This is a genomic window from Limnospira sp. PMC 289.06, from assembly GCF_032350395.1.
Classification (GTDB): Bacteria; Cyanobacteriota; Cyanobacteriia; order Cyanobacteriales; family Microcoleaceae; genus Limnospira; species Limnospira platensis.
The window spans coordinates 1-26,937 of record NZ_JARPLC010000008.1; the positions used below are offsets into that span (position 1 = coordinate 1).

25 protein-coding genes and 1 tRNA gene are annotated in these 26,937 nt (G+C 44.3%); 10 read left to right on the forward strand and 16 right to left on the reverse strand.

Translation table 11 applies throughout. From position 1 onward, the window contains the following. Positions 1-30: 30 nt before the first annotated feature. A tRNA-Ser gene (locus P5674_RS03270) sits at positions 31-118 on the reverse strand. A gap of 132 nt (positions 119-250) precedes the next feature. Beyond that, positions 251-991 (reverse strand): YdcF family protein, encoded by a 741-nt coding sequence (locus P5674_RS03275; protein ID WP_006616619.1) that lies wholly within the window; start codon positions 989-991, stop codon positions 251-253. A 79-nt stretch (positions 992-1,070) separates the two neighbouring features. Between P5674_RS03275 and P5674_RS03280 the strand changes: the two genes are divergently transcribed. After that, entirely contained in the window at positions 1,071-1,427 is a 357-nt protein-coding gene (locus tag P5674_RS03280; protein WP_006616618.1) for a hypothetical protein, read from the forward strand. 49 nt (positions 1,428-1,476) lie between these two features. Here the strand turns inward: P5674_RS03280 and P5674_RS03285 are convergent, their stop codons facing one another. Next, positions 1,477-2,292, reverse strand: a complete 816-nt coding sequence (locus tag P5674_RS03285; RefSeq protein WP_006616617.1) for a calcium-binding protein — start codon at positions 2,290-2,292, stop codon at positions 1,477-1,479. Positions 2,293-2,328: 36 nt separating this feature from the next. Between P5674_RS03285 and P5674_RS03290 the strand changes: the two genes are divergently transcribed. Beyond that, complete coding sequence (locus P5674_RS03290; RefSeq protein WP_286133295.1) at positions 2,329-2,463, forward strand: hypothetical protein; 135 nt, start codon at positions 2,329-2,331, stop codon at positions 2,461-2,463. A gap of 206 nt (positions 2,464-2,669) precedes the next feature. On the opposite strand, the gene P5674_RS03295 is transcribed toward P5674_RS03290, so the two are convergent. Together P5674_RS03295 and P5674_RS03300 are read right to left on the reverse strand one after the other, a co-directional pair. Then, positions 2,670-2,753 carry a hypothetical protein gene (locus tag P5674_RS03295; RefSeq protein WP_126277583.1) on the reverse strand — a complete coding sequence of 28 codons (84 nt, stop codon included), beginning with the start codon at positions 2,751-2,753 and terminating at the stop codon, positions 2,670-2,672. 505 nt (positions 2,754-3,258) lie between these two features. After that, entirely contained in the window at positions 3,259-4,368 is a 1,110-nt protein-coding gene (locus P5674_RS03300) for a class I SAM-dependent methyltransferase (RefSeq protein WP_006616616.1), read from the reverse strand. Between the two features lie 180 nt (positions 4,369-4,548). On the opposite strand from P5674_RS03300, the gene P5674_RS03305 reads away from it, so the two are divergent. The 6 genes from P5674_RS03305 to ureC all read left to right on the forward strand — a co-directional run bounded on the left by P5674_RS03305 (position 4,549) and on the right by ureC (position 9,338). After that, the gene (locus P5674_RS03305) at positions 4,549-4,935 is read left to right on the forward strand and encodes a DUF3110 domain-containing protein (RefSeq protein ID WP_006616615.1); all 387 of its coding nucleotides are present in this window, start codon (positions 4,549-4,551) and stop codon (positions 4,933-4,935) included. A 32-nt stretch (positions 4,936-4,967) separates the two neighbouring features. After that, on the forward strand, positions 4,968-5,894 hold the full coding sequence (murQ, locus tag P5674_RS03310) for an N-acetylmuramic acid 6-phosphate etherase (protein WP_014275603.1): 927 nt from the start codon (positions 4,968-4,970) through the stop codon (positions 5,892-5,894). A 103-nt stretch (positions 5,895-5,997) separates the two neighbouring features. Then, positions 5,998-6,840: an urease accessory protein UreD gene (locus P5674_RS03315; protein WP_006619201.1), complete on the forward strand. Its 843-nt coding sequence runs from the start codon at positions 5,998-6,000 to the stop codon at positions 6,838-6,840. Positions 6,841-6,867: 27 nt separating this feature from the next. Beyond that, the gene (ureA, locus tag P5674_RS03320) at positions 6,868-7,170 is read left to right on the forward strand and encodes an urease subunit gamma (protein ID WP_006619200.1); all 303 of its coding nucleotides are present in this window, start codon (positions 6,868-6,870) and stop codon (positions 7,168-7,170) included. A 22-nt stretch (positions 7,171-7,192) separates the two neighbouring features. Then, entirely contained in the window at positions 7,193-7,555 is a 363-nt protein-coding gene (locus tag P5674_RS03325; RefSeq protein ID WP_006619199.1) for an urease subunit beta, read from the forward strand. Between the two features lie 64 nt (positions 7,556-7,619). After that, positions 7,620-9,338, forward strand: a complete 1,719-nt coding sequence (gene ureC / locus P5674_RS03330) for an urease subunit alpha (RefSeq protein ID WP_006619198.1) — start codon at positions 7,620-7,622, stop codon at positions 9,336-9,338. A gap of 52 nt (positions 9,339-9,390) precedes the next feature. On the opposite strand, the gene P5674_RS03335 is transcribed toward ureC, so the two are convergent. The 5 genes from P5674_RS03335 to P5674_RS03355 form a co-directional block, all read right to left on the reverse strand. Continuing rightward, positions 9,391-9,930: a GGDEF domain-containing protein gene (locus P5674_RS03335; protein WP_373869261.1), complete on the reverse strand. Its 540-nt coding sequence runs from the start codon at positions 9,928-9,930 to the stop codon at positions 9,391-9,393. A gap of 191 nt (positions 9,931-10,121) precedes the next feature. After that, complete coding sequence (locus P5674_RS03340) at positions 10,122-11,228, reverse strand: PAS domain-containing protein (protein WP_308805632.1); 1,107 nt, start codon at positions 11,226-11,228, stop codon at positions 10,122-10,124. Beyond that, complete coding sequence (locus P5674_RS03345) at positions 11,228-11,557, reverse strand: PAS domain-containing protein (RefSeq protein WP_006619194.1); 330 nt, start codon at positions 11,555-11,557, stop codon at positions 11,228-11,230. Before P5674_RS03345 ends, P5674_RS03340 begins: the two co-directional genes overlap by 1 nt. A gap of 37 nt (positions 11,558-11,594) precedes the next feature. Then, positions 11,595-11,888, reverse strand: a complete 294-nt coding sequence (locus tag P5674_RS03350) for a GAF domain-containing protein (protein WP_006619193.1) — start codon at positions 11,886-11,888, stop codon at positions 11,595-11,597. A 404-nt stretch (positions 11,889-12,292) separates the two neighbouring features. After that, a complete protein-coding gene (locus P5674_RS03355; RefSeq protein WP_014275605.1) occupies positions 12,293-13,513 on the reverse strand; it encodes a family 10 glycosylhydrolase in 1,221 nt (406 codons plus the stop codon). Positions 13,514-13,908: 395 nt separating this feature from the next. On the opposite strand from P5674_RS03355, the gene P5674_RS03360 reads away from it, so the two are divergent. Both P5674_RS03360 and P5674_RS03365 read left to right on the forward strand, forming a co-directional pair. Next, entirely contained in the window at positions 13,909-15,114 is a 1,206-nt protein-coding gene (locus P5674_RS03360; protein WP_014275606.1) for a transporter substrate-binding domain-containing protein, read from the forward strand. A gap of 22 nt (positions 15,115-15,136) precedes the next feature. Beyond that, positions 15,137-16,468 carry a dicarboxylate/amino acid:cation symporter gene (locus tag P5674_RS03365; protein ID WP_014275607.1) on the forward strand — a complete coding sequence of 444 codons (1,332 nt, stop codon included), beginning with the start codon at positions 15,137-15,139 and terminating at the stop codon, positions 16,466-16,468. A gap of 7 nt (positions 16,469-16,475) precedes the next feature. Here P5674_RS03365 and P5674_RS03370 read toward each other — a convergent pair whose 3' ends face one another. The 6 genes from P5674_RS03370 to P5674_RS03395 all read right to left on the reverse strand — a co-directional run bounded on the left by P5674_RS03370 (position 16,476) and on the right by P5674_RS03395 (position 26,811). Continuing rightward, complete coding sequence (locus P5674_RS03370) at positions 16,476-17,264, reverse strand: aspartate/glutamate racemase family protein (protein WP_014275608.1); 789 nt, start codon at positions 17,262-17,264, stop codon at positions 16,476-16,478. 29 nt (positions 17,265-17,293) lie between these two features. Next, the gene (locus tag P5674_RS03375) at positions 17,294-20,566 is read right to left on the reverse strand and encodes a COG1470 family protein (protein WP_014275609.1); all 3,273 of its coding nucleotides are present in this window, start codon (positions 20,564-20,566) and stop codon (positions 17,294-17,296) included. Between the two features lie 42 nt (positions 20,567-20,608). Continuing rightward, complete coding sequence (locus P5674_RS03380; protein WP_014275610.1) at positions 20,609-22,861, reverse strand: WD-40 repeat protein; 2,253 nt, start codon at positions 22,859-22,861, stop codon at positions 20,609-20,611. A gap of 79 nt (positions 22,862-22,940) precedes the next feature. Beyond that, the gene (locus P5674_RS03385; protein WP_006619186.1) at positions 22,941-24,323 is read right to left on the reverse strand and encodes a cache domain-containing protein; all 1,383 of its coding nucleotides are present in this window, start codon (positions 24,321-24,323) and stop codon (positions 22,941-22,943) included. A gap of 26 nt (positions 24,324-24,349) precedes the next feature. Beyond that, positions 24,350-25,717 carry a hypothetical protein gene (locus tag P5674_RS03390; protein ID WP_014275611.1) on the reverse strand — a complete coding sequence of 456 codons (1,368 nt, stop codon included), beginning with the start codon at positions 25,715-25,717 and terminating at the stop codon, positions 24,350-24,352. Next, positions 25,714-26,811, reverse strand: coding sequence for a phage tail protein (locus P5674_RS03395; protein WP_315669794.1), 1,098 nt, complete (start codon positions 26,809-26,811; stop codon positions 25,714-25,716). The genes P5674_RS03390 and P5674_RS03395 overlap by 4 nt, the downstream gene beginning before the upstream one ends. Positions 26,812-26,937 lie beyond the last annotated feature (126 nt).

Here is a 26,937-nt window from a genome sequence, read left to right on the forward strand (position 1 = left end):
ATCGCAATAATGATAAGGGTTTAAGTTAATCGGAGAGGGTGGGATTCGAACCCACGAGAAGCTTGCACCCCTAACGAATTTCGAGTCCGTCGCAATCGACCATCTCTGCCACCTCTCCAGGCATTTCCAAGCTCATTAATCATTATAGCATTTCCCAGGGAAATTTCAACAAAAAAGCTGTAGGTCTTGGTTGGCCAACAGACACAGAAAAGCACCCCACTCTAATGCTGCGAACTGGTTGGACTCCATTTTAGAGATCGGCGGTTACTTCTGCTGATTTTCTAATTGCATAGGGATTCGGGATCAACTCCCCCCTGATACTCGCAGGTAAAACCATTTTCACACCAGGAAGCCATATCGACTTCTCGAAGGTGAACAACATCAGAACAACTCGGTTGCCAGATCTGGCTAAAAAAAAAGCCCAAAGGATGGCTCTGCTGAGGTCTAATATGGTTTTGAGCAGAGATTCTGTGTTCCCGGGTATCCCGGATTCTTCTACTAATTCCATTTCTGGCCAAATCCCATGGGCTCCTAACATGATTTTAGCCATCCATTGGGCCCTGGTAAGGTGGGTATCTGAGGTGAGGATTTTTACATGGCGCGCACCCCATTGGGTGAGTAAGGGTTGACTAAACATATAATTCCCGAAGGTGGAGTTGGCACATTTTTCTAACCAAACTCCTTGGCTGGGGGCTTTGTTACGCTCAAATAGCTTGACAATGCAGGGGTCGTCGGAACCTTTAGAAATGATAATGGGGATTTGTGGATATTCTGTGGCTAGTTGGGAAACATAGATTTCTCGGCGGATACTTCCCCCCAATACTAAGAAGGTATCAACGGGTTCTCTAGCGGACGATCGCATTATTAACAGGTGATTGACCAGTCCTAGACTCATGAATAACATTAAGGCGCACGCTGCTATGAGCAAAATTTTGACTCGGCGGCGCGCGCCTTGTCTAATCAACCTGGGGGTGTTCTGAGGCTTACTCATCTAAGGCTTCCCAAATCCTACTGCTATAATGTCAAGTTGTGGAGACTTCCGCCGGCTGATACGGAATCCAATTAATAGCATGAGCATACCCAAAATTTGGCAACAATTTTTTTTCTTAGGTTCCCTAAGTTTCACGGTGACTGTCTGTACGATGGCTGCTGCTGAATCTCCTAGTTACCAACAACAACCCAGGAATGCTTATCCTCAAGAGTTTGTCAGCAATTATGTGAGCAATTGTCGTGAGCGATCGCAGAGGTCAGGGCTAACCCCCCAACAAGCGCAAACTATCTGTCAGTGTACCATTTTTGAGTATCAAGATCGATTTTCGATTGAGGAGTTTGTGGACATCCTACAGCAACTTCAGGAAACTGGACAAGCCCCAGATGAATTGGTGGATGTAGCTTTAACCTGTAGTGCGAAACTGGAAAATAATTAAGGGGATGATGGTAAGGGCGCTATGACTAATCATTAGCGCCCTGAAACCGTCATAAGAAGTCGAAATAACTCGCGTCAATATCCAAAAAGAAATTATCCTGAACAACCGCTAACAGTTGCTGAGTACCATCTAGGGTGGTCTGAATAATTGCCGTTCCTTCTGGTAGACTAACATTGGTAGCAACAGATAGCTCCTGGGATGGAACTAATTCATGATTTTCTCTGCGTCCCCGTAACATCACCGTATCTTTCTCTGGGTCAAAATCACCGATCAGGGTGTAACCTCTTCCGGCGCGACTTATTCCCACTAGGGTATCATTTCCTTGGTCACCAAATAACAGATCATTACCACTACCGCCCACTAGGTAGTCGTCTCCCTGACCGCCATAGATGGTATCATTACCGCCGTCACCATAAATTGTATCATTGCCCTGGTTGCCAAATAGCAGGTCGTCATCTGCGCCACCGTAAATGATATCATCACCGATATCGCCGAATATGGTATCTCTACCTTCAGCCCCTGATAAGATATCATTACCCTGACCGCCATAAATCCGGTCATCTCCCCCTTGACCATCTATGAAATCATCACCCATAAATCCGTAAATGGTATCATTACCGCCGCGACCTAGGATGACATCATTCCCATTGGTCCCAAATAACTCATCGTCGTCGTTAGTACCAATTTGAGTCGTGGCTGGACTCAGGGGAGGCAATTGATCAAAATGATTCTGAAGCAGGAAAACATTATTGCCAGGACCACCAAATAAGGTATCTATCTCATCTGTCGATACACGGGGAGGTACAGGGGTTGACGGGGTTGACGGGGTTTCGGTATTGGTTAGATTTTGAATTAGGTCTTCCATGGGTATAAAAAATAAACAACAACTCGGACTTGGACTATGTTTTCTGCTACCCTGATTTTAGCTCAGGAAACCTGGCTAAAAATCCGATATTTGGGTCGGCATGGTCATTTACTTGTACAACATGAACATTCTGGCGATTTATTAAGAAAATATAAAATAATTTTCCTCTAAATCAAAGCAGAAAACGTCCTTGACTAGGGCAATTAAGTCAAAATCTCCTTGGCGATTTTGGCCGACAATTGCTGTACCGGGGGGTAATTGTTCGGGGGAAAGTTAGAGTCGAAAAGTTCCTCGGAAGTCCGTTAACTGGATGATATCCTCATCCAGAGCAAAGTGATCAATTAATGTATAACCAGGAACTCGATCGCTAATACCCATTAAGTATCATCCCCCCTATCACCCAATAACAGGTCGCTACCTGTTTCACCCACGAGAGAGTCATTACCTTGACCTCCGTAAATGGTATCATCATCTCGGTGCTAGTATTAGGTATGTACCAAAGTTGAAGACAGATTCAAAAGCGGCTAACCACGGTTCAAGTGTCGTGATTGTAGACCACAGTTTGTTGAAAACCCCACCAAAAAAGTGATTCACCAAGGAACACGGTCTCTGATTGACCGTTTGCGGACTGAGGGAATTCCCCAGGCTGGAGTAGCAGGAACCGTCCAAGTGCCTGAACCCTGGCTGCCAGACTGCGTTAGTCAGAGATATGTCTCTGTACGCCGCCAAGTCCAGGTAAGGCGCAAAAAAAAGGGGGTTTGGCAGTACCTTGAGGCAAGGAGTGTCTCGCTTAGTAGGCAAGGCCTTGTCCTTTTCCAAGTGTTGGCAGAATCACGTTAGTGCCTAATGGTATTTTATCGATCGCCACAAGGCATCATTACTTCTTTGAGGAATGCCAAAAAGTCCCATATTTATGGATTTCGGTAGTGGTTAGAACTGGAGACTGTGTGATTTTCATCATAGCAATTAGTTCCCCCTCAACCAAAACTCTAGCGGCGCACAATCAAACACCCATTCTAACCCAAAATTATTGATGGTTTTCACCATAATAATATCAACAAAATTCACCTGGTTTAACTTGCAGACAAAATGCCATTTTATCTCCGGGTTATTTTCCCCGGTAATTGTTTCCCGATAAACCAAGAGAGTATTTTGATAAACCAAAATTTCGGAAACCTGACCACGGGGGTTAATTTCGGAAACCCAACCCCCCAATTCCAAAACGCCATCAGCGGTAAGATTACACTGTTCAATTTTTCCGATAGGATGATGATAATATCGAAAATTCTCCCAAGTCATGGTCGGATTTTTCGCCAAAATATATAGGTCTTGATACCGACAAATTCCCTGGGGTATGCGATGATAAACAGCCTGATGTTCGGAAATATCAGCCATGGTATTAGCGACAAAATTTTCGCCGACATAACTGGTTCCATATTCCCCCAAGTCCAAAGTTCTGCTTTCACTATTCAGACAAAATAATAACTCGGAATCATCAATCATTAAATGAGATGGTAATAAACTGCGGTCATGGACGCTAAACAATAATAAACCATTGGGATTAAGTAAGCCATATAACACCCTCAACCAATGGGAAAAAGTAGCTTTGGGGAGATGGCTAAAAAAAGAACAAGCCAAAATACAGTCAAAACTCTGATTACAAAGATAGTCTTTTGGCTGAGAAGTAGACACAATACCATTGACCCCAAACTGTTCAACCTGAAACTTTACCCCCTCGGCATAAATATCAGAAATCCAGACTTTATCTGAGGGTATTTCTTGCACAAAAAACCTGGTAGAACGTCCATAGCCACTAGCAAAGTCTAAAAATGCACTAATCTTATTAAAACCGCCAAAATGCCAATTAACCACCTGTTTTACAGCATCAAATATGCGAATACCATTGCTATAATAACGAATGATCGCGCGTTCAGGAAAGCCTTGATTTTGGAGGGCAAATAAATACATTTCATCCTGATTGTCAATGGTTCCATTAAAGCGTTCAGGAAACTTAACTTGATTGTTAACAAATGTTTTAATTGCTGGCATTTCTGCACCGGATGTGGTATAATTCATGCAAGATAATCTTCCGATTTGTGATATTTAGCTGGTGGAGACAGTCTAGCAGACTGGTTAGCACATCTCAACCGGAAGGGGGCGGGTCTGGAATGGCGATCATCTGGTGGAGTTGAGAGAAAAGGTGATCGGAGGTTGTAAGATAAGATAAAGCTGTTGTTAACAACCCGATTCAAGATCATGAAAGTCTATGTCTTGCTGTTCAATGCCGGGACTGATAATGAGGGAATCCATACAATTCAGATGGGCGATCGCAATAAGGTGTTAATGTTTGAGGAGGAAGACGATGCCCTCCGCTTTGGTGGTTTGTTGGAAGCCCAAGATTTCCCCAGTCCCTGTATTGAGGCAATTGATGATGATGAAATCAAAGAATTCTGTCGCAGTGTAGATTATGATTGGGAGTTGATTCCGTCTGGGGCTTTAGCAATTCCTCCAGAAAATAATGTGGAGGAGTTTGAGTGGGAAAAACAAGGCAAAACCCAAGACGAAAGGGACTCAGAGGAATCCTCAGAATTTCCATCAGACGAACTCGACAGCATTCGCCGTCGCCTAGAAGGTTTACTTTAGCCTGATCACTTGTGAAGGACGAACAGCAAAAAATGACTAATTTGGAAACGCGGGGCCATTTATTGACGGAACAGGCTAATGCGAGTAGTGAAAACCTCGATCGCCTGACTTCCTTGGAATTAGTGGATTTGTTTAACCGCGAGGATGCTAGAACTTTACTGGCGATCGCCCATGCGCGCGAATCTCTGGCCCAAGCCATTGACCTAACTACACAAGCCCTAAAAAAAGGGGGGAGGTTATTTTACGTGGGGGCGGGTACCAGTGGCCGTTTAGGGGTGTTAGATGCGGCTGAATGTCCGCCCACCTTCTGTAGTCCCCCGGAATTGGTACAGGGGATTATTGCGGGGGGCGCAGGGGCTTTAATTCGTAGTTCGGAGGAATTAGAAGATAGGGTCACGGATGGGGAAAAAGCGATCGCCCACCGCCAAATCACGGAGTTAGATATCGTCCTAGGAATTACGGCGGGCGGCACAACTCCCTACGTTCATGGGGCGCTACAAGCAGCTAAAAGCCGAGGGGCAAAAACCATATTTATGGCTTGTGTTCCCAGGGAACAAGTGACGTTTGATGCTGATGTGGATATCCGCCTTTTAGTAGGTCCAGAAATCCTGGCGGGTTCCACTCGCCTAAAAGCGGGAACTGTGACCAAAATGGCATTAAATATTATCTCAACCAGTGTGATGGTTAGGCTAGGAAAAGTCTACGGTAATCGCATGGTTGATGTGGCGGTGACGAATAATAAATTACGCGATCGGGCGATGCGTATTTTAATTGATTTAACAGGTATGACTCGCCAACAAGCAGCCGAATTATTAGAACGCAGTAATAAATCGGTGAAATTAGCCCTATTAATGTATTGGACTGATTTGGATGCGGAAGGGGGAATTCAACTGCTTGATGAATGTCAAGGACAATTGAGAGATGCGGTGTTAAAGCATCAAAAATCATCATCATTGTGAATAATTATGCAGTCAACTATCTAATCCCCACTCTCAGGTTTTCGTCACTCCCTCACCGCCTAACCCCAGAGGGAGTTAGTTATCAATTATCAATTATCAATTAATGAGTGACTGTAACCCGTCAGAATGGCATGGTATTCTTAACCTGACATATTCCCAAAATCATGGCATTACCCAAGTAGTTGATAAGTATACCACGGCCCCCTATAAAATCCAACGCCCTTTTTATCCGCCAGGTGAGGAAATTTGCCATAGTGTAGCATTACATACCGCCGGGGGAATGGTGGGGGGCGATCGCCTTTCCCAAAACCTGCATTTACAAGCGGATACGAAAGTTTTATTAACTACGGCGGCGGCGAGTAGAGTTTATCGTAGCACGGGAAAAACTGCCAGCCAAAATGTTAAGATTAAACTAGAAAAAGGCGCTTATTTGGAATATTTACCACGGGAAACCATCATTTTTAATGGTGCTATTTATCGTCAAGATTTACGGGTAGAATTAGCCCCAGAAGCGACCTGGTTAGGATGGGAAATTACCCGGTTTGGTCGTTCAGCCAGGGGGGAAAATTTTGGACAGGGAGAGTGGCGATCGCACACGGAAATATGGCAAAATGAGAAACCACTATGGATAGATAGACAATGGCTTCCTGGGGGTGAAACCATTTTAGAGAGTCCCCACGGCTTAGGAGGATGGCCTGTAGTTGCTACCCTCACCTGGGTGGGTGAACCTGTTTCCAAAGAGACCCTAAACCATGTTAGAATGCTGTGGGGTGAACACCAAAGCGAAGGAGAAGCCGGGGCGACTCAACTGTTATCAGGGTTATTGTGTCGTTATCGTGGTCCGTCTAGCCAAGAGGCGATCGCCTGGTTTACCCAAATTTGGCAGTTATTACGCCCCAATTTATCAGGAAAAAACATCACTAAACCGCGAGTGTGGAACGTTTAATAATTTCACGAATTTAAGGAGTTGTGGATGCAACTATCACCCCAAGAAAAAGACAAATTGCTAATTTTTACTGCCGCCTTAGTAGCGGAGCGCCGTAAAGCCAGGGGAGTTAAATTGAACTATCCCGAAGCTGTCGCTTACCTATCTGCTGCCATTTTAGAAGGGGCGCGAGATGGTCGCACTGTGGCGGATTTAATGAGTTATGGAACGACTCTTTTAACTAAGGATGATGTTATGGAAGGGGTAGCGGAAATGGTGGACGAGGTACAGGTAGAAGCGACATTTCCCGATGGTACGAAGTTGGTAACAGTTCATAATCCTATCCAGTAAAACAATCACTATTTAATTAACTATGATTCCCGGAGAAATAATCGTTAAACCAGGAGAAATCGAACTTAATTCGGGTCGCGAAACTGTCAAAATCAATGTGGCAAATACAGGCGATCGCCCCATCCAAGTCGGTTCTCATTTTCACTTTTACGAAGTCAATCCCGCCTTAGAATTTGCCAGAGAAACAGCTAGGGGAATGCGCTTAAATATCCCCGCTGGTACAGCCATCAGATTTGAACCAGGAGACCAGCGAGAATTCGAATTAGTGACTCTAGCCGGAAGTGGTGAAGTTTACGGTTTTAATGGGTTAATTAATGGCACATTATCACCAGAAGTTAAGCGGGAAAAACGCAAAAAAGATAAGTCCAAAAAAAAGCCTAAGTAAATCTGGGGAGTTAACCCGCCGCCAGCTTAAAAATAGCTATATTGTGATTAATTAGGAGCCAAAAATGAGTTATCGCATGGATAGACAAGCCTACGCGGAAACCTTCGGACCAACGGTAGGCGATCGCATTAGATTAGCGGATACAGAACTATTTATAGAAGTAGAAAGAGACCTAACTACTTACGGAGATGAGGTCAAATTTGGAGGGGGTAAAGTAATTCGAGATGGTATGGGACAATCTCCCATTTCTAGGGAAGATGGGGCGGTTGATGTGGTAATTACTAATGCCCTAATTTTAGACTGGTGGGGAATTATTAAAGCTGATGTGGGTATTAAAGACGGTAAAATCTGTAAAATTGGTAAAGCGGGAAATCCCTATATTCAAGACAACGTTGATATTATTATTGGTCCGTCTACGGAGGCTATTGCGGGAGAAGGTAAAATCCTAACGGCTGGTGGAATTGATAGCCATATTCACTTTATTTGTCCCCAGCAAATTGAAACGGCGATCGCCTCTGGAATTACCACTATGTTAGGAGGTGGCACCGGACCCGCCACGGGAACAAATGCCACTACCTGCACTCCGGGAGCATGGAATATTCATCGAATGCTACAGGCGGCGGAAGCCTTCCCGATGAATTTAGGATTTTTAGGGAAGGGAAACAGCGCCCAACCTCAAGGCTTAGTTGAACAGGTAATGGCGGGGGCTATGGGTTTAAAACTTCATGAAGATTGGGGAACTACACCAGCGGCGATCGATGTTTGTTTAACAGTTGCTGATAAATATGATATCCAAGTAGCTATTCACACAGATACTCTCAATGAGGCGGGGTTTGTAGAGAATACCATAGCCGCGTTTAAAGACCGGGTAATTCACACCTACCACACGGAAGGCGCGGGGGGTGGTCATGCGCCAGATATTATCAAAGTTTGTAGTTATAAAAATGTGCTGCCTTCCTCCACTAACCCCACCCGTCCCTATACGGCAAATACCCTAGAAGAACATTTAGATATGTTGATGGTATGTCACCATCTCGATCGCCATATTCCCGAAGATGTTGCCTTTGCTGAGTCCCGCATACGTCGGGAAACCATCGCCGCCGAAGATATCCTTCACGACCTCGGCGCATTTAGTATGATAGCCTCGGACTCCCAAGCTATGGGAAGGGTAGGAGAAACGATTATCCGCACCTGGCAAACCGCCCATAAAATGAAGGTACAAAGGGGGTTATTATCATCCCCAGAAAATGCGGCAGAAACCCATGATAATTTCCGGGCTAAACGCTATATTGCTAAGTATACCATTAATCCTGCTATTGCCCATGGAATTAATGATTATGTCGGTTCGGTTGAAGAGGGTAAATTAGCAGATTTATGTCTATGGAAACCGGCATTTTTTGGAGTTAAACCGGAAATCGTGATTAAAGGGGGGGCGATCGCCTGGTCGCAAATGGGAGACCCCAACGCTAGTATTCCCACACCCCAACCGGTTTATATGCGTCCGATGTTTGCAAGTTTCGGAGGGGCGATATCTGCCACATCATTAACCTTTGTTTCCCAGGCTTCTTTGGCGGGTAAAACCATGCAAAAACTGGGTTTAAAAAAAGCGACAGTTCCGGTATATAATACCCGCCATTTGAGTAAATTAGACATGAAATTAAACGATAGTTTACCCCATATAGAAGTAGACCCAGAAACCTACGAAGTCACGGCAGACGGGGAACTGCTAACCTGTGAACCCGCCACAGTTTTACCCATGGCGCAGCGCTATTTCTTATTCTAACTTCACCCTTTAGGCAAGGTTGACAAACTCTCCCAGAAGCAGGTAGAATAAATTAAGATAAGGTGGCAACGATCGCACAGTTACGTCCGTTAGCCTTAGGGCGATATAAAGCCCCATCAGCCGCCTTGATTACAGCCATGGGGGTAGTTCCATGTTGAGGAAAACAAGCAACTCCTATAGAGGCGGTGAGGGTGTTTAAATTTTGACCGTTATGGTTGAGACGCAGTTGGCTAATAGCAGTGCGGATAGCTTCAGCCCGATCGCAGATAGCGGGTAAAGACAATTCTGGCATAATTAGAGTCATTTCCTCGCCGCCATAGCGACAAGCAATATCTGAACCGCGCACACTGTTTTTCAATACTTCAGCAACCACCCGTAAGACATAATCCCCTGCATAATGACCAAAGGTGTCGTTAAACTGCTTAAAATGGTCTATATCTAGCATGATCACACCAATGGGGTGCTGTTGACGTTGGGCGCGGAGAATCTCTTGATTAAAGGATTCTTCCAAATAGCGGCGGTTAAATAATCCAGTTAATGGATCTCGGATACTCTGATTTTGGAGGGTTTCTCGGAGGTTTAAATTAGCGATCGCTAAACTTAACTGTTCCGATACAGTGCGGGCTAATTGCTGTTTTGGTTCAGATCAAGCCGTGGCGGTTTTGGTAGCTAGATAAAATCATCCCAAAGTTTCCCCCTGAGCTACCATGGGAATACAAAGGGTAACCGCCAATTCTGTAGTGTTTTGGATATACTGACACCGAGGACCTGAGCGTTGATTTCCTACTTCATAGGGACGACCCCGGCGCAGTCCCCAACAATGCTTAGGGTCAAAATCAACTGCTGAATGCAAATCAGACCCCCACCGAGCCACATTTTCAACCCGGTTGCGGGAACTACAGGTTCTAAACAGACCACCCGAACACTCAGGGAAGAGCAAGGTGCGACTGGGCGGGCGATCGCCTCATAAGCCTCATCGACATTGTTACAAGCCTGCAAAAATTCGTTAATTTCACCCAAAATCACCATCTCTTGGTGACGCTGCTTGAGATCATCTAACCTTTGTTCCAACTCTTGATTAACTTGTTGGAGAGCCTTTTCTGACTGTTTAGTTCGGGTCACGTCCCGGAAAGTGACCGCAAAACCATCCCCCAATTTAACCGCCACATTTTCAAACCAACAGTCAATGCCATCATGTTGATAATGAAACTCATACTGGAAAGGTTCGCCGGACTCCACCACTTGGACTAATGCATCAAATAAACCATCAGTTTTATTTCCCGGCATTTCTTCTAATAATTGTTTACCGATTAATTTTTGAGGCGATCGCCCCACCAATTTGCCAGCCGTGGGATTAGTCAACAACCAGATAAAATCCACTATTTCCCCAGTCTCATCCCGCAGAGAACGAAAAGCCATAATCCCATCAAGGGAACTATTTAATACACTAGCCAACTGCGCCTCAGAAGTTTGTAAAGCCTCCTGTATTTCCACCATGTGGGTGATATCTGTCACCAGTTTAATGCAGCCGTCATATTGCCCCAGATCATCAAACAAAGGTGTAGCAGAAACCAAAGCCCAGACCACTTTACCATCACGGTGGCACAGCTTGGCGCGATGTTGACCCATTATACCCTGATGACGCTGGTTTAGATAAATTTCAGCCATCGAAGATCCTTCTGTGTCGATCAAATCTAGGAAAGACATTCCCAGCATATCCGTGACAGAATAGCCTAGCATTTTTGCCATTTGCTGATTGACAAAGCTGGTGTTATCTGTCTTATCTAAAACCCACACTCCCTCCTGGGTGGTTTCAATAATGGTGCGATATTTGGCTTCACTGTATTTGAGGGCTAATGAGCGCCTGTTTGCGATCGGTAATATCGTAATTAATCCCCGTCATCGCTCCGGGTACCGTCACTATGGTGCTGGACTATGGTTGCCCCTCGCAACCAACGCTTGATTCCATCGGGTCTAACAATACGAAATTCTATATTAAAAAAATTATCTTTGGCTATGGCTGCTTCCATAGCCTTTTCAACCTCGGTAATATCATCTCGATGGACTAGATTAGCCCAGTCTTGATAAACTGCTTTACCCTGCCAACCTTGCAACCCAAAAATCTCATACATCCGCTGATCCCAGTTTACCGTATCTTTGAGATCCCAATCCCAAGTCCCAATTTGACCTGCTTCTAGGGCGATCGAACCGATCGCCACTAACCAAAGATAGGGCCCATCTTACAAGGTGCATGGTTCATTCTAAGGACCACCTCTCATCCTCTACCGCCTCTACCACAATGCCACCATTCCCATGCAAGTCGATTTCGTACAATAAAACGCGATCACATTTCAGTAATCTTTGCACTTCATCGGCTGTTGTCTGTAGAATTTCCTTGAGTTTCAGCGATCGCCGAATCCGCAGGGCCATAGTCGCGATGATATGATCCCAAGTCTGTCTGATTTCGTCGCTGTCGCGCAGTTCCTGACAACCATTCTTTACCTGGTCGGCCCATTTACTATTTAAATCTCTCAAGGGTTGATTATTCATCTGTATTAGCAAATGCCTTGAGGGCTGACCTGATCGAAAAAAAGTCTATACAATGGCAATCATGGCAATAATTTTAATATTTGTAATAATTTTAACTGATTACCTCCAAAAATTAAAATCCCTCCTCCCTCAGGCGATACTTGCTTTTTTTAGCGGCTGATGCTATCATATTATATAATACAGATATGCACTAAATTATTTTTTTGCAACAATAGCCATTATTTAAGATTATGTAAATATGATATCACTAATCGCCGCCGCCTGTCAACCCCTCTGGCCGATTTCGGCGGGCTATTTTTTAAAAAAATTGACCAAAAAATCAACCCGAGATAATTTAACTGTAGAATAGAAGCAGGGAAGCCACAGGAGGAAATGATGATAATTAACCTAATTTATAAGTTTATTCAAATGGTAAATTCATGCACCTTGTCGGCGAGTCTTTCGGGTTCTCCGGAGAGAGGAAATAGCAAAATATTAGGGATGTTAGGATTATCAATCAACTCGGGTAATCGATTTAATTGTCTCTCGGTAATGGAAATACCATCAGAGGCTTCGACATAGACCATTTCATCATCAAAATTTTCTTCAGCATAAACCTGGATAAAAAAGCGATCGACCCCCCATGCTTCTAGGTCTGCGGCAAAATACTGTTTTGCCCAATAGGGGTTATGGTGGCAGATATCAAAACTAACTGAGGGGTTAGCGGCTTTCATTTGTGCAATCATATTGCGGACAAAATTAGTTAATTTAGGAGTGCGATCGATTTGACCTGGTAACTCATCATGATAACCCAAATAATCATCCCATTGGACTGCATCAATCTGGGGGTATTTTTGGACAAATTCAACCATAATATCAGTGAAAAATTGAGCGACCTCTGGGATGCCAACATTCAAGACATAATGATCAACTCCTGGGTGAGTGCGATCGACTCCAGGGACGATCCAACCTCTCTGGACTGCTAGATCAAAGGCGTGACTATTTTCGTCTATTTTAATGCCTTTTTCAAAGTAAGCATGAACTTCCATGCCGTGTTTATGGGCTTCATCAATTAACCAATCAATCCATTCTTCTTGAAACAGATTTTGACAGCTATTATAACCAAATTTTGCCTGCATAACTTGGCTTTCATACATGGTACAAGCGTTACCCCATACCCCATGAATAATGGTATTAATACCGCGATCGCGATAGTAACGAACCCTAGCCCTAATGGTTTCTTCACTGGCGTTATTTGTGGCTTTATAACGACTTAAATAAATCCCTCTAATGGGTTTACCTTCCCAGGTATTGAGTGGCAATGATGGTAGGGGAGAAGGTGGCTGTATTGTTGGTGATTGTGGTGGTGTTTCCGGTTGTGGTTGTGGTTGTGGTTGTGGTTGTGGTTGGGTAGTTTTCGGAGGGTCTGAAATGTCGGGTAAAGTTGGCGGCGATTGATTAGTAGGAAATTCCCAAGTATTTATAAATGGAATGTCAGCGATAATTTCATGATTAAGAAACCGACCAATGTCTAAGTTATCTCGCTGTGTAAATAGCCAATAACCTCCACCTAAAAACAGCAGAATTACTGAAAAGGGAATACTGGCACATCCACAGCCTCCAGGTTCTCGTTTTTGATTAGACATGATTTGTTAATGAGTGCGAAACTACTTGATAATATCGGCGATACTTTCATTATTACCTAAAAACCTGATTTCTGCCAACTGGCTATATTACCTAGGGTCTGTGGGTTGGCTGGAAATGATGGTAATGGCGATCGCATGATGTATAATGATCATTGATAGAGTCCAAGTAGATTGGGGTCTGGGTTGGGGTATCAATTGGGATGCCAAAACCGTTAGTAACTGCTACACTTTATCCTGATCAGAGTAATAATAATGGTAAAGTACAATAATCCTACACCTGGGGACACTAACTGAATAACTGGATACTCAAAATTTAGTCTTGAAGACTTGGGGGGGGATAAAAAACTATCAAGCTCAATTGATGCGAAAAAGACAGGAAAGCAATTATTATTTGTATGAAAATACTCTCTAACTGGAAATACAACGTTCTGATTTTATTGGCTATATGCTTGGGAAGTGTTTTAATTTTTACCCCCTTAGTAAAAACTCAAGATGCACCCATATTTTTATCTTCAGAATCTCTGGGTAATCGGGCACAATTAAGGATTGCGGAAACTGTGCCTGATAGTAATAATGGCGATTTAGGGGTGACTGAAGCCTGGGGAGATTATGATATTATCGAGCTACAAAATCGCTTACAACAAAAGGGGTATTATCTAGGGGCGATCGATGGCATTTATGGGGAACAAACCCGAGAAGCTATTTCTAATTTTCAACTTGATATCGGCTTAGAAAGCACTGGCATAGTTAATCAAGAAACCTGGGAGTATTTACTAGGAAATGCTGCTGTTATTGCCCAGAAAAATCAGTCGTCAAGCTCTATGTCTCCAGATATGCAAAAAATCATAGATCGAGGAGAGTTAATCGTCGCGATAAATCAAGAAGATTCGCCGCCTTTTTTTGCGGAAAATGTAGACGGTGAATTAATCGGATTAGATGTTGAAATAGGGAGAAAAATTGCCAAAAGTCTAGGAGTACAAGTTAGGTTCGATCGCAGTGCAAAAACCTTTAATGAAGTGGTGAATAGGGTTTATAAAGGTGATGCGGATATGGCGATTTCCAAACTAAGTCAAACCTTAGAAAGGGCAAAAATTATTTCATTTTCTCATCCATATTTAACCATGCGCCATGGTCTTTTGTTAAATCGCTTGCAATTAACTCAAGCCACAAGAAATAAAGATTTGGTAGATTTTTTGAGAGATTTTCAGGGGAAGATAGGTGTAATTAATGCCTCTTCTTATGAGATATTTGCTAGGGCAAAATTTCCCAAAGCTACGATTATCAGATATTCCAATTGGGAGGATTTAATTAGAGGTGCAATGAGGGGAGATATACTAGCAGCATATCGGGATGAGTTGGAAGTTAAAAAGATTCTGATTAATTACCCCAATGTGGCTTTAAATTTTCAAACGGTCGCGTTAACAGATACCCAAGATCCGATCGCGATCGCTTTACCGTGGTCTAGTAATCACCTGTTACAGTTTGTGAATTTGTATCTAACAATGAACGACAAAAAATATACAGTTAGTCAGTTATTAGAAGATTATTCGGATTTGTTGGTTTCCCCATCTAATTCTCGTCAACTCACCTCACAAAATTAACCAAAATACCCACTGATAAAATATGAATTTTTACAGCGTCTTTAAGCAGTTAGTTAAAAGCCTAAAAAATCCCTGGTCGATTGTTCCGGCTATCCTTCTGGGTGTATATATTGGCATTGTTCATCAAGATATTGCCCTACTGTTAACCCCCTTTGGAGACCTATATTTAATCCTCCTCAAAATGTGCGTTTTACCGTTGTTATTTTCAGCCATAACAATGAGTGTAGGTAAGCTAATTTCTAGTCATGAAGCCAATAAATATGTCAAACGGATTTTAATAGTATTTTCCCTCAGTTTATTAGGGGTTAGTATCATTGGTGCAACCGTGGCATTTTTAACTAATCCTGGGGGTAATTTAGAAGATTCTACCCTCGCAGCTTTGGGGGTAGTTGTGAATACTTCAGAGTTAGATTTTGAGGTATCTTTGACTGGTCCAATGCCGGAGACTACAGAAAAATCACTGTTAATATCTTTTTTGTTTAGCTTAGTACCTGAGAATATTTTTGCCTCTCTCAGCCAGGGTAATTCTCTGGAAATACTATTTTTTTCCATTGTGTTTGGTATCGCTATGGGATATTCCAAAGAACCCGCCAAGGAGGACGTATTTAATCTTTTGGAAACCATATTTAATACCTCGAAAAAATTGATTGATTGGATGATTTTATTCTTACCGTTTGGTTTGTGTTTCCTGTTAGCTTCCCAAATGGCAACTACAGGTTTTGGGATTTTGGTAGCTATGCAAAATTTTGTGATTATTGCCATTGTAGCTTTTCTGATTATATACATTATCAGTACCCTGGTAATTTGGCAGAAGTCTGGCTATGGCTTTGGTCGGGTTTTGATGGTCTTAAAAGAACCCACAATTTTAGCTTTAGCTACTCGCAGTAGTTTTACCTGTTTACCTTCTGCTATTTCAGCTTTAGATGAACACTTAAACTTTGATAAACAGACAGTTAATTTAGTCATTCCCCTAGCGATAACGGTGTGTCGATTTGGTCCGGTGGCTTATTTTGCGACAACTTCGGTGTTTGTGGCGCAACTCTATAACTATGACTTTAACCTGTCGAGTTTTGTAATTATCATTATCGCTTCTATTTTAGCAGGAATGGCAACGGCGGGGGCGACGGGAATTTTAACGCTGACCCTGTTGGATATAATTTTAAAACCTTTGGGATTACCCCTAGAAGCTATACTGGTATTATTAATTGCGATCGACCCTATTATTGACCCTTTCCGAACTTTAACTATTGTGCATACCGGAATTGCAGCGACAGCAGCGATCGCCGATACTCACCCCCTACCAACTGAGACAACCACAACCTTAGCGCTTTCTAAAGATACTACTATCGGATAATCGATAACTATTTAAGGGGGCTTGATATTTCGGGGATATTCTCATAGCCAAATGCTAAATCTAATGTCAAATTTGCCAGAATTTCCAAGGGGTCTATTGCTATTAATGAGCTGGTATCCAGTAGTTTTAACACTACAGAAATCTCTGTACATCCAGCAATTAATAAATCTGCCCCTTGGTTTTCCAGCCACTTTACAGCGGTTTTTAAGATGTTAATAGGGGGGGGCAAAATTTGAACTCCTGTGGCTTTAATCCCCCAAATTGGATGGTAAATAGCATTCATGATATCTTGCTGTAATTCGGAGTTTAAAATCGGGGCGATCGCTGTTAATCCCGCCGCCGTTAAACTATCCTGATATAGATGGGCTTGTAAAGTTCCATTAGTGGCTAAAATCCCCACGCGATTAAGTTCAGGATAATGCAGTTTAATAAATCTAACTGTCTCCTGCATAATATGAATCCAGGGAATATTTAACTGAGACTGGACTAGATCATAAAATCCGTGAGAAGTGTTACAGGTAATGACCAAAAAATCGGCCCCAGCCACTTCTAATATTTGACCATATTTGACTAAACCAGGGGCACAACTTGGCTGATTTCCTAGTAAACTTTGGGTGCGGTCGGGAAGGTCTGTAGCATTAATTAAAAACCAAATCGGGTGTTGGCGATCGCCACAAGCACCGCGACTGGAATTAAAAGCCAGTAATAGCCGTTCAAATTCAATATGTGCTAAAGGACCTAATCCGCCAATAATTCCGGGAATAGCTTGTTGTTGAAAGATTTGTTGACTGTTCATTGAACTTAGGGATAATTAGGACGGGACATTTAATTAAATTGCGGTGGGTTATCAATCGGAGCCCAAGGATTGGATTCTATGTCAGGAGAAAAGGGTGTGAATTGTGTATCTTGTGGGCTATCTGATGGGCTGTCTGATGGGCTATCTGAATCAGGTCTGGGAGGAGGTGCAGGTTCTGGTTGAGGAAGAAGCACCCTTTCAATCAAAATGGAACGTTGAACCTGTTTACCGTCAGTATTAGTGGCTCTGAGAGTCAGGGTATCCTGTCCTGACTGAGGTGCAATGGGATAGGTCAAGTTTCCACGGTTAGGAACCACGCCAGGAACGGGGAGTAACTCGGTTTGTATGATACCAGCACCACTAACTTCCCATGATAAATTTAAAGGTGATGGAGAAGTTTGAGGGTCTATAATAACGACGTATTTTAAGGGAGCATCCTCCCCATTAATCTGAAAACCATTGATTTGAGGAGGGGGAACCGGGCGTGGTCGGATACGAATGCGATCGCTTTCCATAGATGTAGCCATGGCTGCCAAATTCCCCCGATGAACAGGTATTAACTCAAAGATATAATCTCCAGGTTGTTGGGCGGAAGTCGGGACGTTAATACAGGTAAGCTGTTCAGCAGTTAATTGGCAGTTATTCTGAAGTGCTTGGGGGATGCTACCATTAAAAGGATAGATAATTTCGGGGACTGTAATTATTCTTTCGGGGGAGCGCCCAACCATCCGAATAGCCAGCAAATCTTGAGGATTTTGGAGGCTCCAATTTAGACGAATAGGAGTATCTTTCCCAGCCTGATAGTTAGATTGTGCGGCTTGAAAATTAGTAATTTCTGGGGCTAGTGGTGGTTGAATAGCGATCGCATGAATTTGTCGAGATGGCTCGGTTTCGGGAAGTTCGGAACGCTGAATAGCTGTCAACTCAAAATTATAGCGTCCTGGGTCTGGTAGTGGAATAGCCAGATTATTGCAAACCAATTGTTCCCCGGTAACTTGGCATTTATCTTGTAAGGTTTGGGGAATTTGTCCATCAAAGCGATATGTGATCTTGGGGAAATTAACCAATCCGTCGGGGGATAAACTCCGCAACTCCAACTGTTGAAGTTGGGCGGCATTATCAATCACCCACTGAAACTCAATTTGTTGCTGTTCACCACTACGATAAGTAGAAGACGGGGAAGCAAAAGTGGTTATCCGTGGGGGTGGTGGAGGTTCCCAGACAATGGGATCAGCAGGGCGACTGTCGGTGACTTCCCCCAGAGATTGACGGGAAATGACTTGTAATTCAAAAATATAAGTATCAGGTTTTTCCATTGTGTGAAGCAACCCCTGACAGGTCAAAATCCCATCCAAGTCAACCTCACAGAGACCGAGTAAATCTTCGGAGAATTGGTCAGGATTGACAGTATAGGTTTTCTGCTCAAAATTAACCTGGCCATCGGGAGAGCGACCGATTAATTTTAAGGTTTGGACTTGATCGCCATGGAGAATCTGAAAACTAAATTGTGCGATTCTCTGAGGTTGGGGAGCAAAGAAAGAATCACTATTAGGAAAGGTGTTATTGAGTGCGATCGCATTATCAACCCTGTCTGTGGTCAATTCCGGGCGCTGCGATGGTCTTGTGGTGCTGCTATCGATTAATCTGACATCAAAACTGGTAATTTGGGGAATAGGTAGAGGTGCAATCCTAATTAAACTGGTTTTTGCTACTTGAATCTGGTCAATATCGTTTTTAGGAAGCAACCTTAACTCAAAAATATACTCCCCAGGACGACGAGCATCAGTGCGAACATTGTAGCATCGCAATAGTTGTCTGAGGGTACACACAGAAGCCAACTCATCGGGAATACCCCGACTAAAATCATAGGTAACAGCAGCACTGGAAATGCTACCATCAGGAGATTTGCCAACAATTTGCAGGGCACGGATTTGGCGAGTGGGCGGTCCAATTACCCAACCCAAATAAATAAAATCGTCATTAGCGGCGGCGTAGCTGAGGGACTCGGATCTAAACTCTAAAATCCTGGGGGGGGTGGGAGGCTTAAAAAATACAGACCAGATCGCGAAAATCAAGGCGGCGATCGCTCCTAGTCCCAGCAAAATGGCTAACAACAACTGCCACCAGGGGCGAGCCTCCCAAATTAGAGTGCCATTGATACGCTCTTGAGGGAGGGGCAAGCGGTGCAAATCTTGGGGTTCCAAATAAAACTCAAACACCCGTCCCTGACCCCACCAAGGTCTGTACCACCAATGTTTTGGGATGACCTCGACAGACATTTCCACAGTCCCCTCTGGGGGTAGCCGAAACTCATCTGGTATCAGAGTATACAGACAATTTGCTACTTCTCCTTCTTCGCGGGGGTTAAACTGCAGTTGGCGATCTGTATTACCTCGATTCTGGATTGGCAGTTGAAACTGTCCGCTTCCGGTGCGAATGCGACCCACCACGGTCTGTAGATCCCACCGCAAATCATAGTTAGGCTTAATATGAAAGTGGAGGATATCCAACAGAGTCAAATCAGGATGATTTTCGGAGTTGAGTGTAATGGTGGTGGCATATCGCCCCGCCTCAATGTCTGGCGGTAGGTTTAACTTTAACTGAATCTCTCCTCGCGCCCCGGGATTGAGGGCTAAACTATCAGTGGCGACGACTAAACCCAAATCATTCAAGCCTTCTGGGTATTGGATCTCTACCCATTCGGGGGGGACATCGGTACAGTGCAACCGAAACCGATCCACTCGGCGATCGCGGTTATTGACTATTAAACGGAGGGTTAACGGCTGTCCTGCTATGGCGATCGCTGGTTCAACGGAAGTTGTAGCGGGTATCAGGCTAAAAGTAGGATCATCAAGTCGCACCGCCGACGCTACTTGTGGGAGTACCTGAAGATTAGCATTGTGGTGGATGGGGGTATCTTCCGGGTAGTGTAATGGTGCATCTACAACTAGGAAGTAATTGTAAATTCCTGGAGTCGCCTGGGGGGGCACAGGACATTCAAAGACTACTTCGGCACTCTGCTGAGGACTTAGGGCTAATCGTTGGTGAGGAATGGCACACCATTCCCATACTGATGTAGAGGTTTCATCAATATAAACGTCAATAATCGCACCCAAATGACCCTGGTTAACTAGGGTAATATGCAACTCGAAGGTTTCCCCAGCAGTAATAGCAAAATCCCCGGACGGGTTGGCAATTAGGGTTAGAGATTTTCCCCAAGTCTGTAGGTCTGGTTCGGGAACCCCCTCGACGATTTTGTTAGGTTGTTGTTGGCCGTCATATACAATTTCTGTACTGCTCATGAGTTAATGGATAATGGATAATTAATAGTTGTTCTACCTTTGCTAATTACAGGGAGTGGGAGGTTGTTGGATGCGGTGAAGGCGCACTTGGTGATCTCTACCTCCTGTGATAATGCGGAGGTAGGAGTCAATGGCAATGATATCTAAACTGCTTTTGGGGGAGGGCGATCGCGCGATCGCCTCACCCCCCATATTTTGGGTAGATCGCTCTCCTGTGCTATTCAATAGCCACAGCATCACCTCTCCATCATCTCCGGTACTGGCTAAATAGCAGCCATTAGCGGTCAAAGCTAGAGAACGGATGGGCTGGCCTTGGTGAGCTTGCCACTGATCTATAATTTGACAAGTGGCGGACTGGTTGGTTAAGCATTCGCGGAGATTCCAGACACTGATGGAACCGCGATCGTCTGCTGTAGCCAGCAAAAAAGGCTTATCTGCTGCTGTAGCCAGAGAGGTGATGTATTCATCTTGTCCCCCCGCTGGGTAGGGAACTGTTCGCAAGCCTTGATTACCGCCCGTGGTATCCCAAAGCACCAATTGGTTATAGCGACCAGCGATCGCCAGAGTTTCCTGTCGCGCCCCAACGGGGGCTATATCATAAATAGCGAAATCAAATTCCTGAATTAACTGAGGTTCCTCAACATTAGTGAGATTTAACGTAGGTCCCAGATACCATTGCAGTATTAAACCGCTGCCGTGGCCACTGAATAAATACTGGGAATTTTGACTATAAGCCAAAGCCATGACCCGATCATCCCGGCGATAAGAAAGGGAGCGCCGGGGGCTGTCAGCCAAGTTGAGCAAATCCCAAATCTGAATTTCCCCATTTTCCAACCCCACAGCCACCTGATTATTATCAACCGGGCGATACAAACCTGTGCGCCCCGCCTTCCCCAAATTCCCCAACAAACCCATGGGTTGCAGTCTATTTTCCCGAACTCGCCACCCCCGCAGAGTCTGGTCATTGGAGGTGCTAATCGCCATATCCCCCAAACCGTTAAACCTAACCACATTGACGGAAGCAGCATGATAGTTAAGTCGGAAAGCGGCATACAAAAACCACCAAATACCACCTAAAATCAGTAGTGCGATCGCCACCTGTAACCACCGGGGAATAATCGGTAATAGTCTCAACTCCAGAATTTGCAGACCCTTCTGTTCACTGTGGGCTGTATGTTCATCAGTTAGTGGGAGGTCGTCAGCAATTGGGGAAATTGTGATTTCCTTCGACAAACCACCTAAAGCGCTAGAAGCGGGAGTTAGGGGAGATACCACAGCCTCCTTAACTGTAATGGTCTGTGTTTTACCGATACCCAACCAAGGCCGTTTGCTGTAGGCGATAAGTTCCAGAGTTTGGGTTTCTCCCGGAGCCAAATTTACCTGTTCGGGATAAATGGAAAACTCATTTTCTCCGTCTCTAGGTTCAATATCCCCCCCGACTTTAGGGTAGTTATTGAACGTGGGGGTTGTGATTTCCAGAATTTCGGCAGTTCGTCCCTGAGAATAATTAGAATTGTTGGTGAATTCTAATTGGTAAACAGGCGGTTCTATGCCCCATTGGGGCAGCCAAGGCCGACGAGCGGGGACTAATTGCCGTTTGGGAAAGGCATCAAAATCTACGTTTCCGGTGGGTAAAACTTCTATGTGGCCTCTAGTTGGCGGTGAATTCTGGTTGCGATACTGTCCGATCACCGTAAAGGGATAGACCCCAGCAACAGCAGCGTGCATTTCGGGAACTTTGCAGGTAAAGGAGTAATTTTGACTCTGCTGTGGCGGAAGGTTAAAAGTAGTTTGATTATCAAACAGGAACCATTCTCGCTTGCTACTATGTACGGATAAGGTAACAGCGATCGCCTTTTGACTATTATTGTGGATACTAAAGGCAATTTCCACTTGACTATTGGGGAGAGTCTGAATGGGTTTGGTAGGGAGTTCGACTCGAAACGGACACTCACTAACAGACTCGATGATATTGAGCCTGAGAATGTGACGTTCTTCGGTCATTAATTCCAGGGAAAATACTTTAACGGTGAGATTGACTAACCCCACAAATCCAGGAATAGGCGATCGCAGCACTTTCACATGAAACTCAGTTTTGTCCCCCGGTGGTTTATTCGCACTTTGCGGTGTAACTGTGTACCAAAGCCATTCACGATCTGACTCCACCCCAGCAGCGGATATCTCTAGTTGAAAGCTACTCATGCGATCGCTATCATTGATAACCACCACATCAAATGTAGTGTCTTTTCCGTCCGGGTATAGAGTTAAATCCTTAGTAGAAATATCTGTTTTCATGTTTCCGATAATTGGGAAGCGCGATCTTTGGAAAAATGCACAGTGCAACTACACTGTCATCGAGAGAGCAGGACTCTTATTAACCACTTTTTCTAGCCTGTCTGGCTCGCTCCATCAATTCCTGAAATAGCACAGTCGGGTCTTGGTTTTTATGGCTCGCGCGCCGCCATTGTTCTTGCTGGCGATGCAATTCCACCAATTCCTCACTCATATTTTTCTCACGAGTCTGGACAATTGCTGCCATTTCCACAAAGGCTTGACCCAATTCTCCCATTTCATCAGAGCGCGAAATAGTAGATTCAAGCATTTCTGGCGAGAAAGAATTAGCTTTGATAGCTTTCGCTCCTGCGTGTAAATTATCGATGGGTTGGATAATCCACCAAGACGCGATCCCCCCCAGTGTAATCGCTACCACCGTCACACCCAAGCCAATAATCATCGTAAACCGAAGGTTGTTATAAATCAGTTCCATAAAATCAGATTCAGGAATGACCACAACAATTAGCCAATCCAAACCCGTACTTTCCATGGGAGTCACCTGTAGCAATTGCTGTTCACGATTCAATCGAAAGCTAGAGGAAATCGGTTGTTGAATTTGGTTAAGGCTTAACTCAGTATCGAGTAACTTTTGGACTGTAGAGCGGATCACAGGTTCTTGACTTTCGAGGGCGGGTAATCGTCGTTTCTCGCCATTTTCATCCAAAAAGGGTTGTTCGTCGGTGGAACTGGCTACTAAATTGCCAGCGCGATCAATAATAAATGCGATACCCTTGGGGCTGATTTCCAAACTTCTCAAAAAATTGCTGAGGTCTTTCAATCCCAGGTCAATACCCACAACTCCGATAGTATCACCTCCACGACTTTTAACTGGAATTGCGGAGGTCATTCCGAGTTCTAATGTGGAGCCAAAAATATAAATGGGACTCCAACCGATTTCACCGATTTCTATAGCTCTTTTGTACCAGGGTCGTTGTCTGACATCATACTGAGCTTCTAAGTTTCTGATTTTGCCGGCACGAACTCCCGCCGAATCAAGCTGATAAACACTTCGACCTTCAGCTTCTGCGGCATTTCCAATAACTAATACTTGGGTTCCATCTGGCTGCTGTTGAACACCGATAAAATCCCCCCTTTCAGTACCAAGATAAATGTAATATAACCCATCGATCGCCGCTACCTGATTCTGAAAATAACGGGTCAATAGTGGCACATCATTGAGGTCGATTAAATCATTTTCAATGGTGATCAGGTTGAGTTGATTTACCACCATGGGAGCTTGTAGGTAGGTGTCTATGTGTTTTTCAATGGAATTTATCGATTTTTGGCTCAATTCGTCAATCAGACTCTTGACGGCTTGACTGCCACTATAAAAAGCTAATATTGCTGTAGTTATGGTAGCCAAAGCTAAGGGAACCACGACTAATAGGGGAATGAAATATCGGATAGAAATAGATGGTTTCATGGCTTTTCCTGGTCTGGTGGTAAAAATTACGGCGAAATTTTGCCCGGCATTTGACTACTGGACAATTGATAATGATGGTGGGCAAAATTCAGAATATTAATCCCTAATTCTTGGGCGCTGCGGATGGAATCTCTGGATAATTCCTGATGATTATTTAACCCCCAACCAGAGGATAGATAGCCTATGGATATAATAATTTTGCCCCAATTTATCAGTCGGGTTTGCTCTCGATTAATAATTGGTAATTCATCAAATAAAAAGGGATGAATTTTAATCGGGTCTTGGGCGGATATTGGCTCAATATTCGATAGCTGAATCCCCAGATATTGATGGGCTATATTTTCGAGAGGTTCTAAGGCGGATTGTAGGCGGTTTTTAAGTTCGGATTCACAGATAGTTAACTCTGAGGACAATTCCCTTTTAAATTCGGAAATTTGGGAAAATTGAATATCATTGAGAGCCTGTTTAAGTTCGCCGATCGCTGAATTAATATCAGCAATATTGACCTGTTCTGATGAGGCTTCAATGAAAAGTACAGTGCCGCGATCGCTGTAATATTTGAGAGCATTATATTCTGTTTCTCCCCAAGACAGTATCTGAGAATATCTCATATATAGCAAGTGATAGTCTCGCCGATGTTGAGCATCCTGGGAAGTTAAGGTAATTTCTTCGACTGGTTCAGCATCCATCGTGACCGGTGCTAAAACCGCAAGCGATCGCAATAGATAATCGAGATTCTGCCCTAAATAAACATCTTCAGCATTCCCCTGTAAAACCATCCCCACTCGCAGAGTTTTAGCCGAGCGCGGTCGGACTCGTCCCCGGTATCGTAAATCCAACTCGTTAACATCAGGATAAAAAACATTCGTGGCGGGTCTAATTTCGATGCAATCAGGAGAAATAGTGATCCGACACAGTTCGATTTCCTGGGGTGAGGGTGGGGTATTTTTTTCGTCGATCCTAAAACTTTCAGCTACCAATACTTGATCGCTTTGACGGTAGAGAGTTTCTGGATCAACATAGCGCAGAACTAAATAAATAGTGCTGGGTTCTGTCTGCACCAATTTGGCAATCCGAAAATCGATAGGGCGATCGACAATAATCGGATTTCCGGTCAAATCGATCGCAATTCCGGGCTGAATTTGCACCCAGCGATTATCCCGATATTGGGCAGATATACTCTCTGGGGCATCGATTACACACACCCCTAACCCCCTCACTATTCCCGGTTGGTAAAGAGATTGATAATAGAGATTTTGTCGCGATCGGTGGTATTCGTGGGATTGTCGCCAACGCTGGGCATTTAACAGCAATCCATCATCAACTATCAAACGTTGGAGGGGATGAATTTCTGGCGGTGGGTAATCAGAGGAATTGCCATCAGTGATGATCATATATGATTGTCCGAATCTATTTTTAAGTCATAAGTACAGAAGGCTGGTGTCTGTGCTTCAATAACAGTGCGAACCAATTTCTCATCAATAGTATCAGGATCGCACAGCAGGCGTACCTGAAAGTGAAAAGGTTTGCCACCGCCTAAAATGGTATCTATACCCAGATAGGAGCTGCCCATGACCGCCCCTTGGGTAAAGTTTTCTATAATTGAAATGTGTTTGGACACTTCCGGCAAATCTTCATCAAGAGGTAAACCAGTTACCAGGTGTAGGTAAAACCGCAGCCCCCGCCTAGTTCCAGAAGCGCGATAAATCTCTAAGGCGTTGCGAATTAAACGGCGTTGCTGTTGGAGACTGAGAGTGGGGATGTTTTGCCAGCCAACCCAGTGGGCTAAAAATGGCAACATATTTTCGGGGGCGGTGAGGGGATCTAAGTAGGCCCAGAGATTGCCGAATATTTGCAGATCTGGCTCGAGAGTGGTTTCAATAATTTTCAGGAATCGGCCGACAAAATCGATTTCTTGATAAATTTGCGGTAGTAGTTTGATATATGGCGATCGCGGTCGCAGAAATAGGTCAAACTCGACAAATTCCAGTAGAGGCCTATTATCGGACTGGTTATTGAGATAACTGCCATAGACATTAAAGCGGCCGGAATAGTTGAGTTGCAGTCCCTCGGTATCCCTGAAAACAGCTTCTTCTGCCTCGAAAAAATCCCGATGGACTTGAAAACAAAGAACGACAGAGCGCCGTTCTCCGGGTAAGAGGGTAACAAATAATTCTGGAGCGTAGGGGATGACTGGTTGGCCTGGGAGTTCGCCAAGGGTGGACACAACGGGTATGTGAGTCTGACACCAGTGGTGGGGAAAATTCCCGGTCAGTTCACAGGTGAGGTGCAAGGGGCGGGTGTCTAGGTTTTCCAGGTCAATGACGAGGGAGCTGTTTTCCCCTGGAATTAGTTTTACGGGGGCTCGGTCTGGTTCGGGTTGGGAGAAAGTACCTGATAATTCAGGCAACTGAGCTGGTGCTGTCTCGGGAATGTCGATCGAGACGATATCTAAGAGGACAGATTTTTGGTCAGGAACCTGGGTCATGGTGAAAGGGTTGTCTACTGATGGAGGGGGACTGCCCGGACGGGGATTCTTGGCTCAATGTATCTGGTCTCTGTCGCCCCTCTTCCAGGGCTAAAGGCTGATCAGAGGGTAGCGGAAGTAGAGGGG

Bases quoted from the DNA above. Each gene is read 5' to 3' on its own strand.
- P5674_RS03275 (WP_006616619.1), bottom strand. From the start codon at position 991: ATGAGTAAGCCTCAGAACACCCCCAGGTTGATTAGACAAGGCGCGCGC.
- P5674_RS03350 (WP_006619193.1), bottom strand. From the start codon at position 11,888: ATGAATAATCAACCCTTGAGAGATTTAAATAGTAAATGGGCCGACCAG.
- P5674_RS03385 (WP_006619186.1), bottom strand. From the start codon at position 24,323: ATGAAACCATCTATTTCTATCCGATATTTCATTCCCCTATTAGTCGTG.
- P5674_RS03355 (WP_014275605.1), bottom strand. From the start codon at position 13,513: ATGTCTAATCAAAAACGAGAACCTGGAGGCTGTGGATGTGCCAGTATT.
- P5674_RS03370 (WP_014275608.1), bottom strand. From the start codon at position 17,264: ATGAACAGTCAACAAATCTTTCAACAACAAGCTATTCCCGGAATTATT.
- P5674_RS03375 (WP_014275609.1), bottom strand. From the start codon at position 20,566: ATGAGCAGTACAGAAATTGTATATGACGGCCAACAACAACCTAACAAA.
- P5674_RS03380 (WP_014275610.1), bottom strand. From the start codon at position 22,861: ATGAAAACAGATATTTCTACTAAGGATTTAACTCTATACCCGGACGGA.
- P5674_RS03290 (WP_286133295.1), top strand. From the start codon at position 2,329: ATGTTTTCTGCTACCCTGATTTTAGCTCAGGAAACCTGGCTAAAAATC.
- P5674_RS03280 (WP_006616618.1), top strand. From the start codon at position 1,071: ATGAGCATACCCAAAATTTGGCAACAATTTTTTTTCTTAGGTTCCCTA.
- murQ (WP_014275603.1), top strand. From the start codon at position 4,968: ATGACTAATTTGGAAACGCGGGGCCATTTATTGACGGAACAGGCTAAT.
- P5674_RS03395 (WP_315669794.1), bottom strand. From the start codon at position 26,811: ATGACCCAGGTTCCTGACCAAAAATCTGTCCTCTTAGATATCGTCTCG.
- P5674_RS03315 (WP_006619201.1), top strand. From the start codon at position 5,998: ATGAGTGACTGTAACCCGTCAGAATGGCATGGTATTCTTAACCTGACA.
- P5674_RS03300 (WP_006616616.1), bottom strand. From the start codon at position 4,368: ATGAATTATACCACATCCGGTGCAGAAATGCCAGCAATTAAAACATTT.
- ureC (WP_006619198.1), top strand. From the start codon at position 7,620: ATGAGTTATCGCATGGATAGACAAGCCTACGCGGAAACCTTCGGACCA.
- ureA (WP_006619200.1), top strand. From the start codon at position 6,868: ATGCAACTATCACCCCAAGAAAAAGACAAATTGCTAATTTTTACTGCC.
- P5674_RS03305 (WP_006616615.1), top strand. From the start codon at position 4,549: ATGAAAGTCTATGTCTTGCTGTTCAATGCCGGGACTGATAATGAGGGA.
- P5674_RS03360 (WP_014275606.1), top strand. From the start codon at position 13,909: ATGAAAATACTCTCTAACTGGAAATACAACGTTCTGATTTTATTGGCT.
- P5674_RS03390 (WP_014275611.1), bottom strand. From the start codon at position 25,717: ATGATCATCACTGATGGCAATTCCTCTGATTACCCACCGCCAGAAATT.
- P5674_RS03365 (WP_014275607.1), top strand. From the start codon at position 15,137: ATGAATTTTTACAGCGTCTTTAAGCAGTTAGTTAAAAGCCTAAAAAAT.
- P5674_RS03285 (WP_006616617.1), bottom strand. From the start codon at position 2,292: ATGGAAGACCTAATTCAAAATCTAACCAATACCGAAACCCCGTCAACC.
- P5674_RS03325 (WP_006619199.1), top strand. From the start codon at position 7,193: ATGATTCCCGGAGAAATAATCGTTAAACCAGGAGAAATCGAACTTAAT.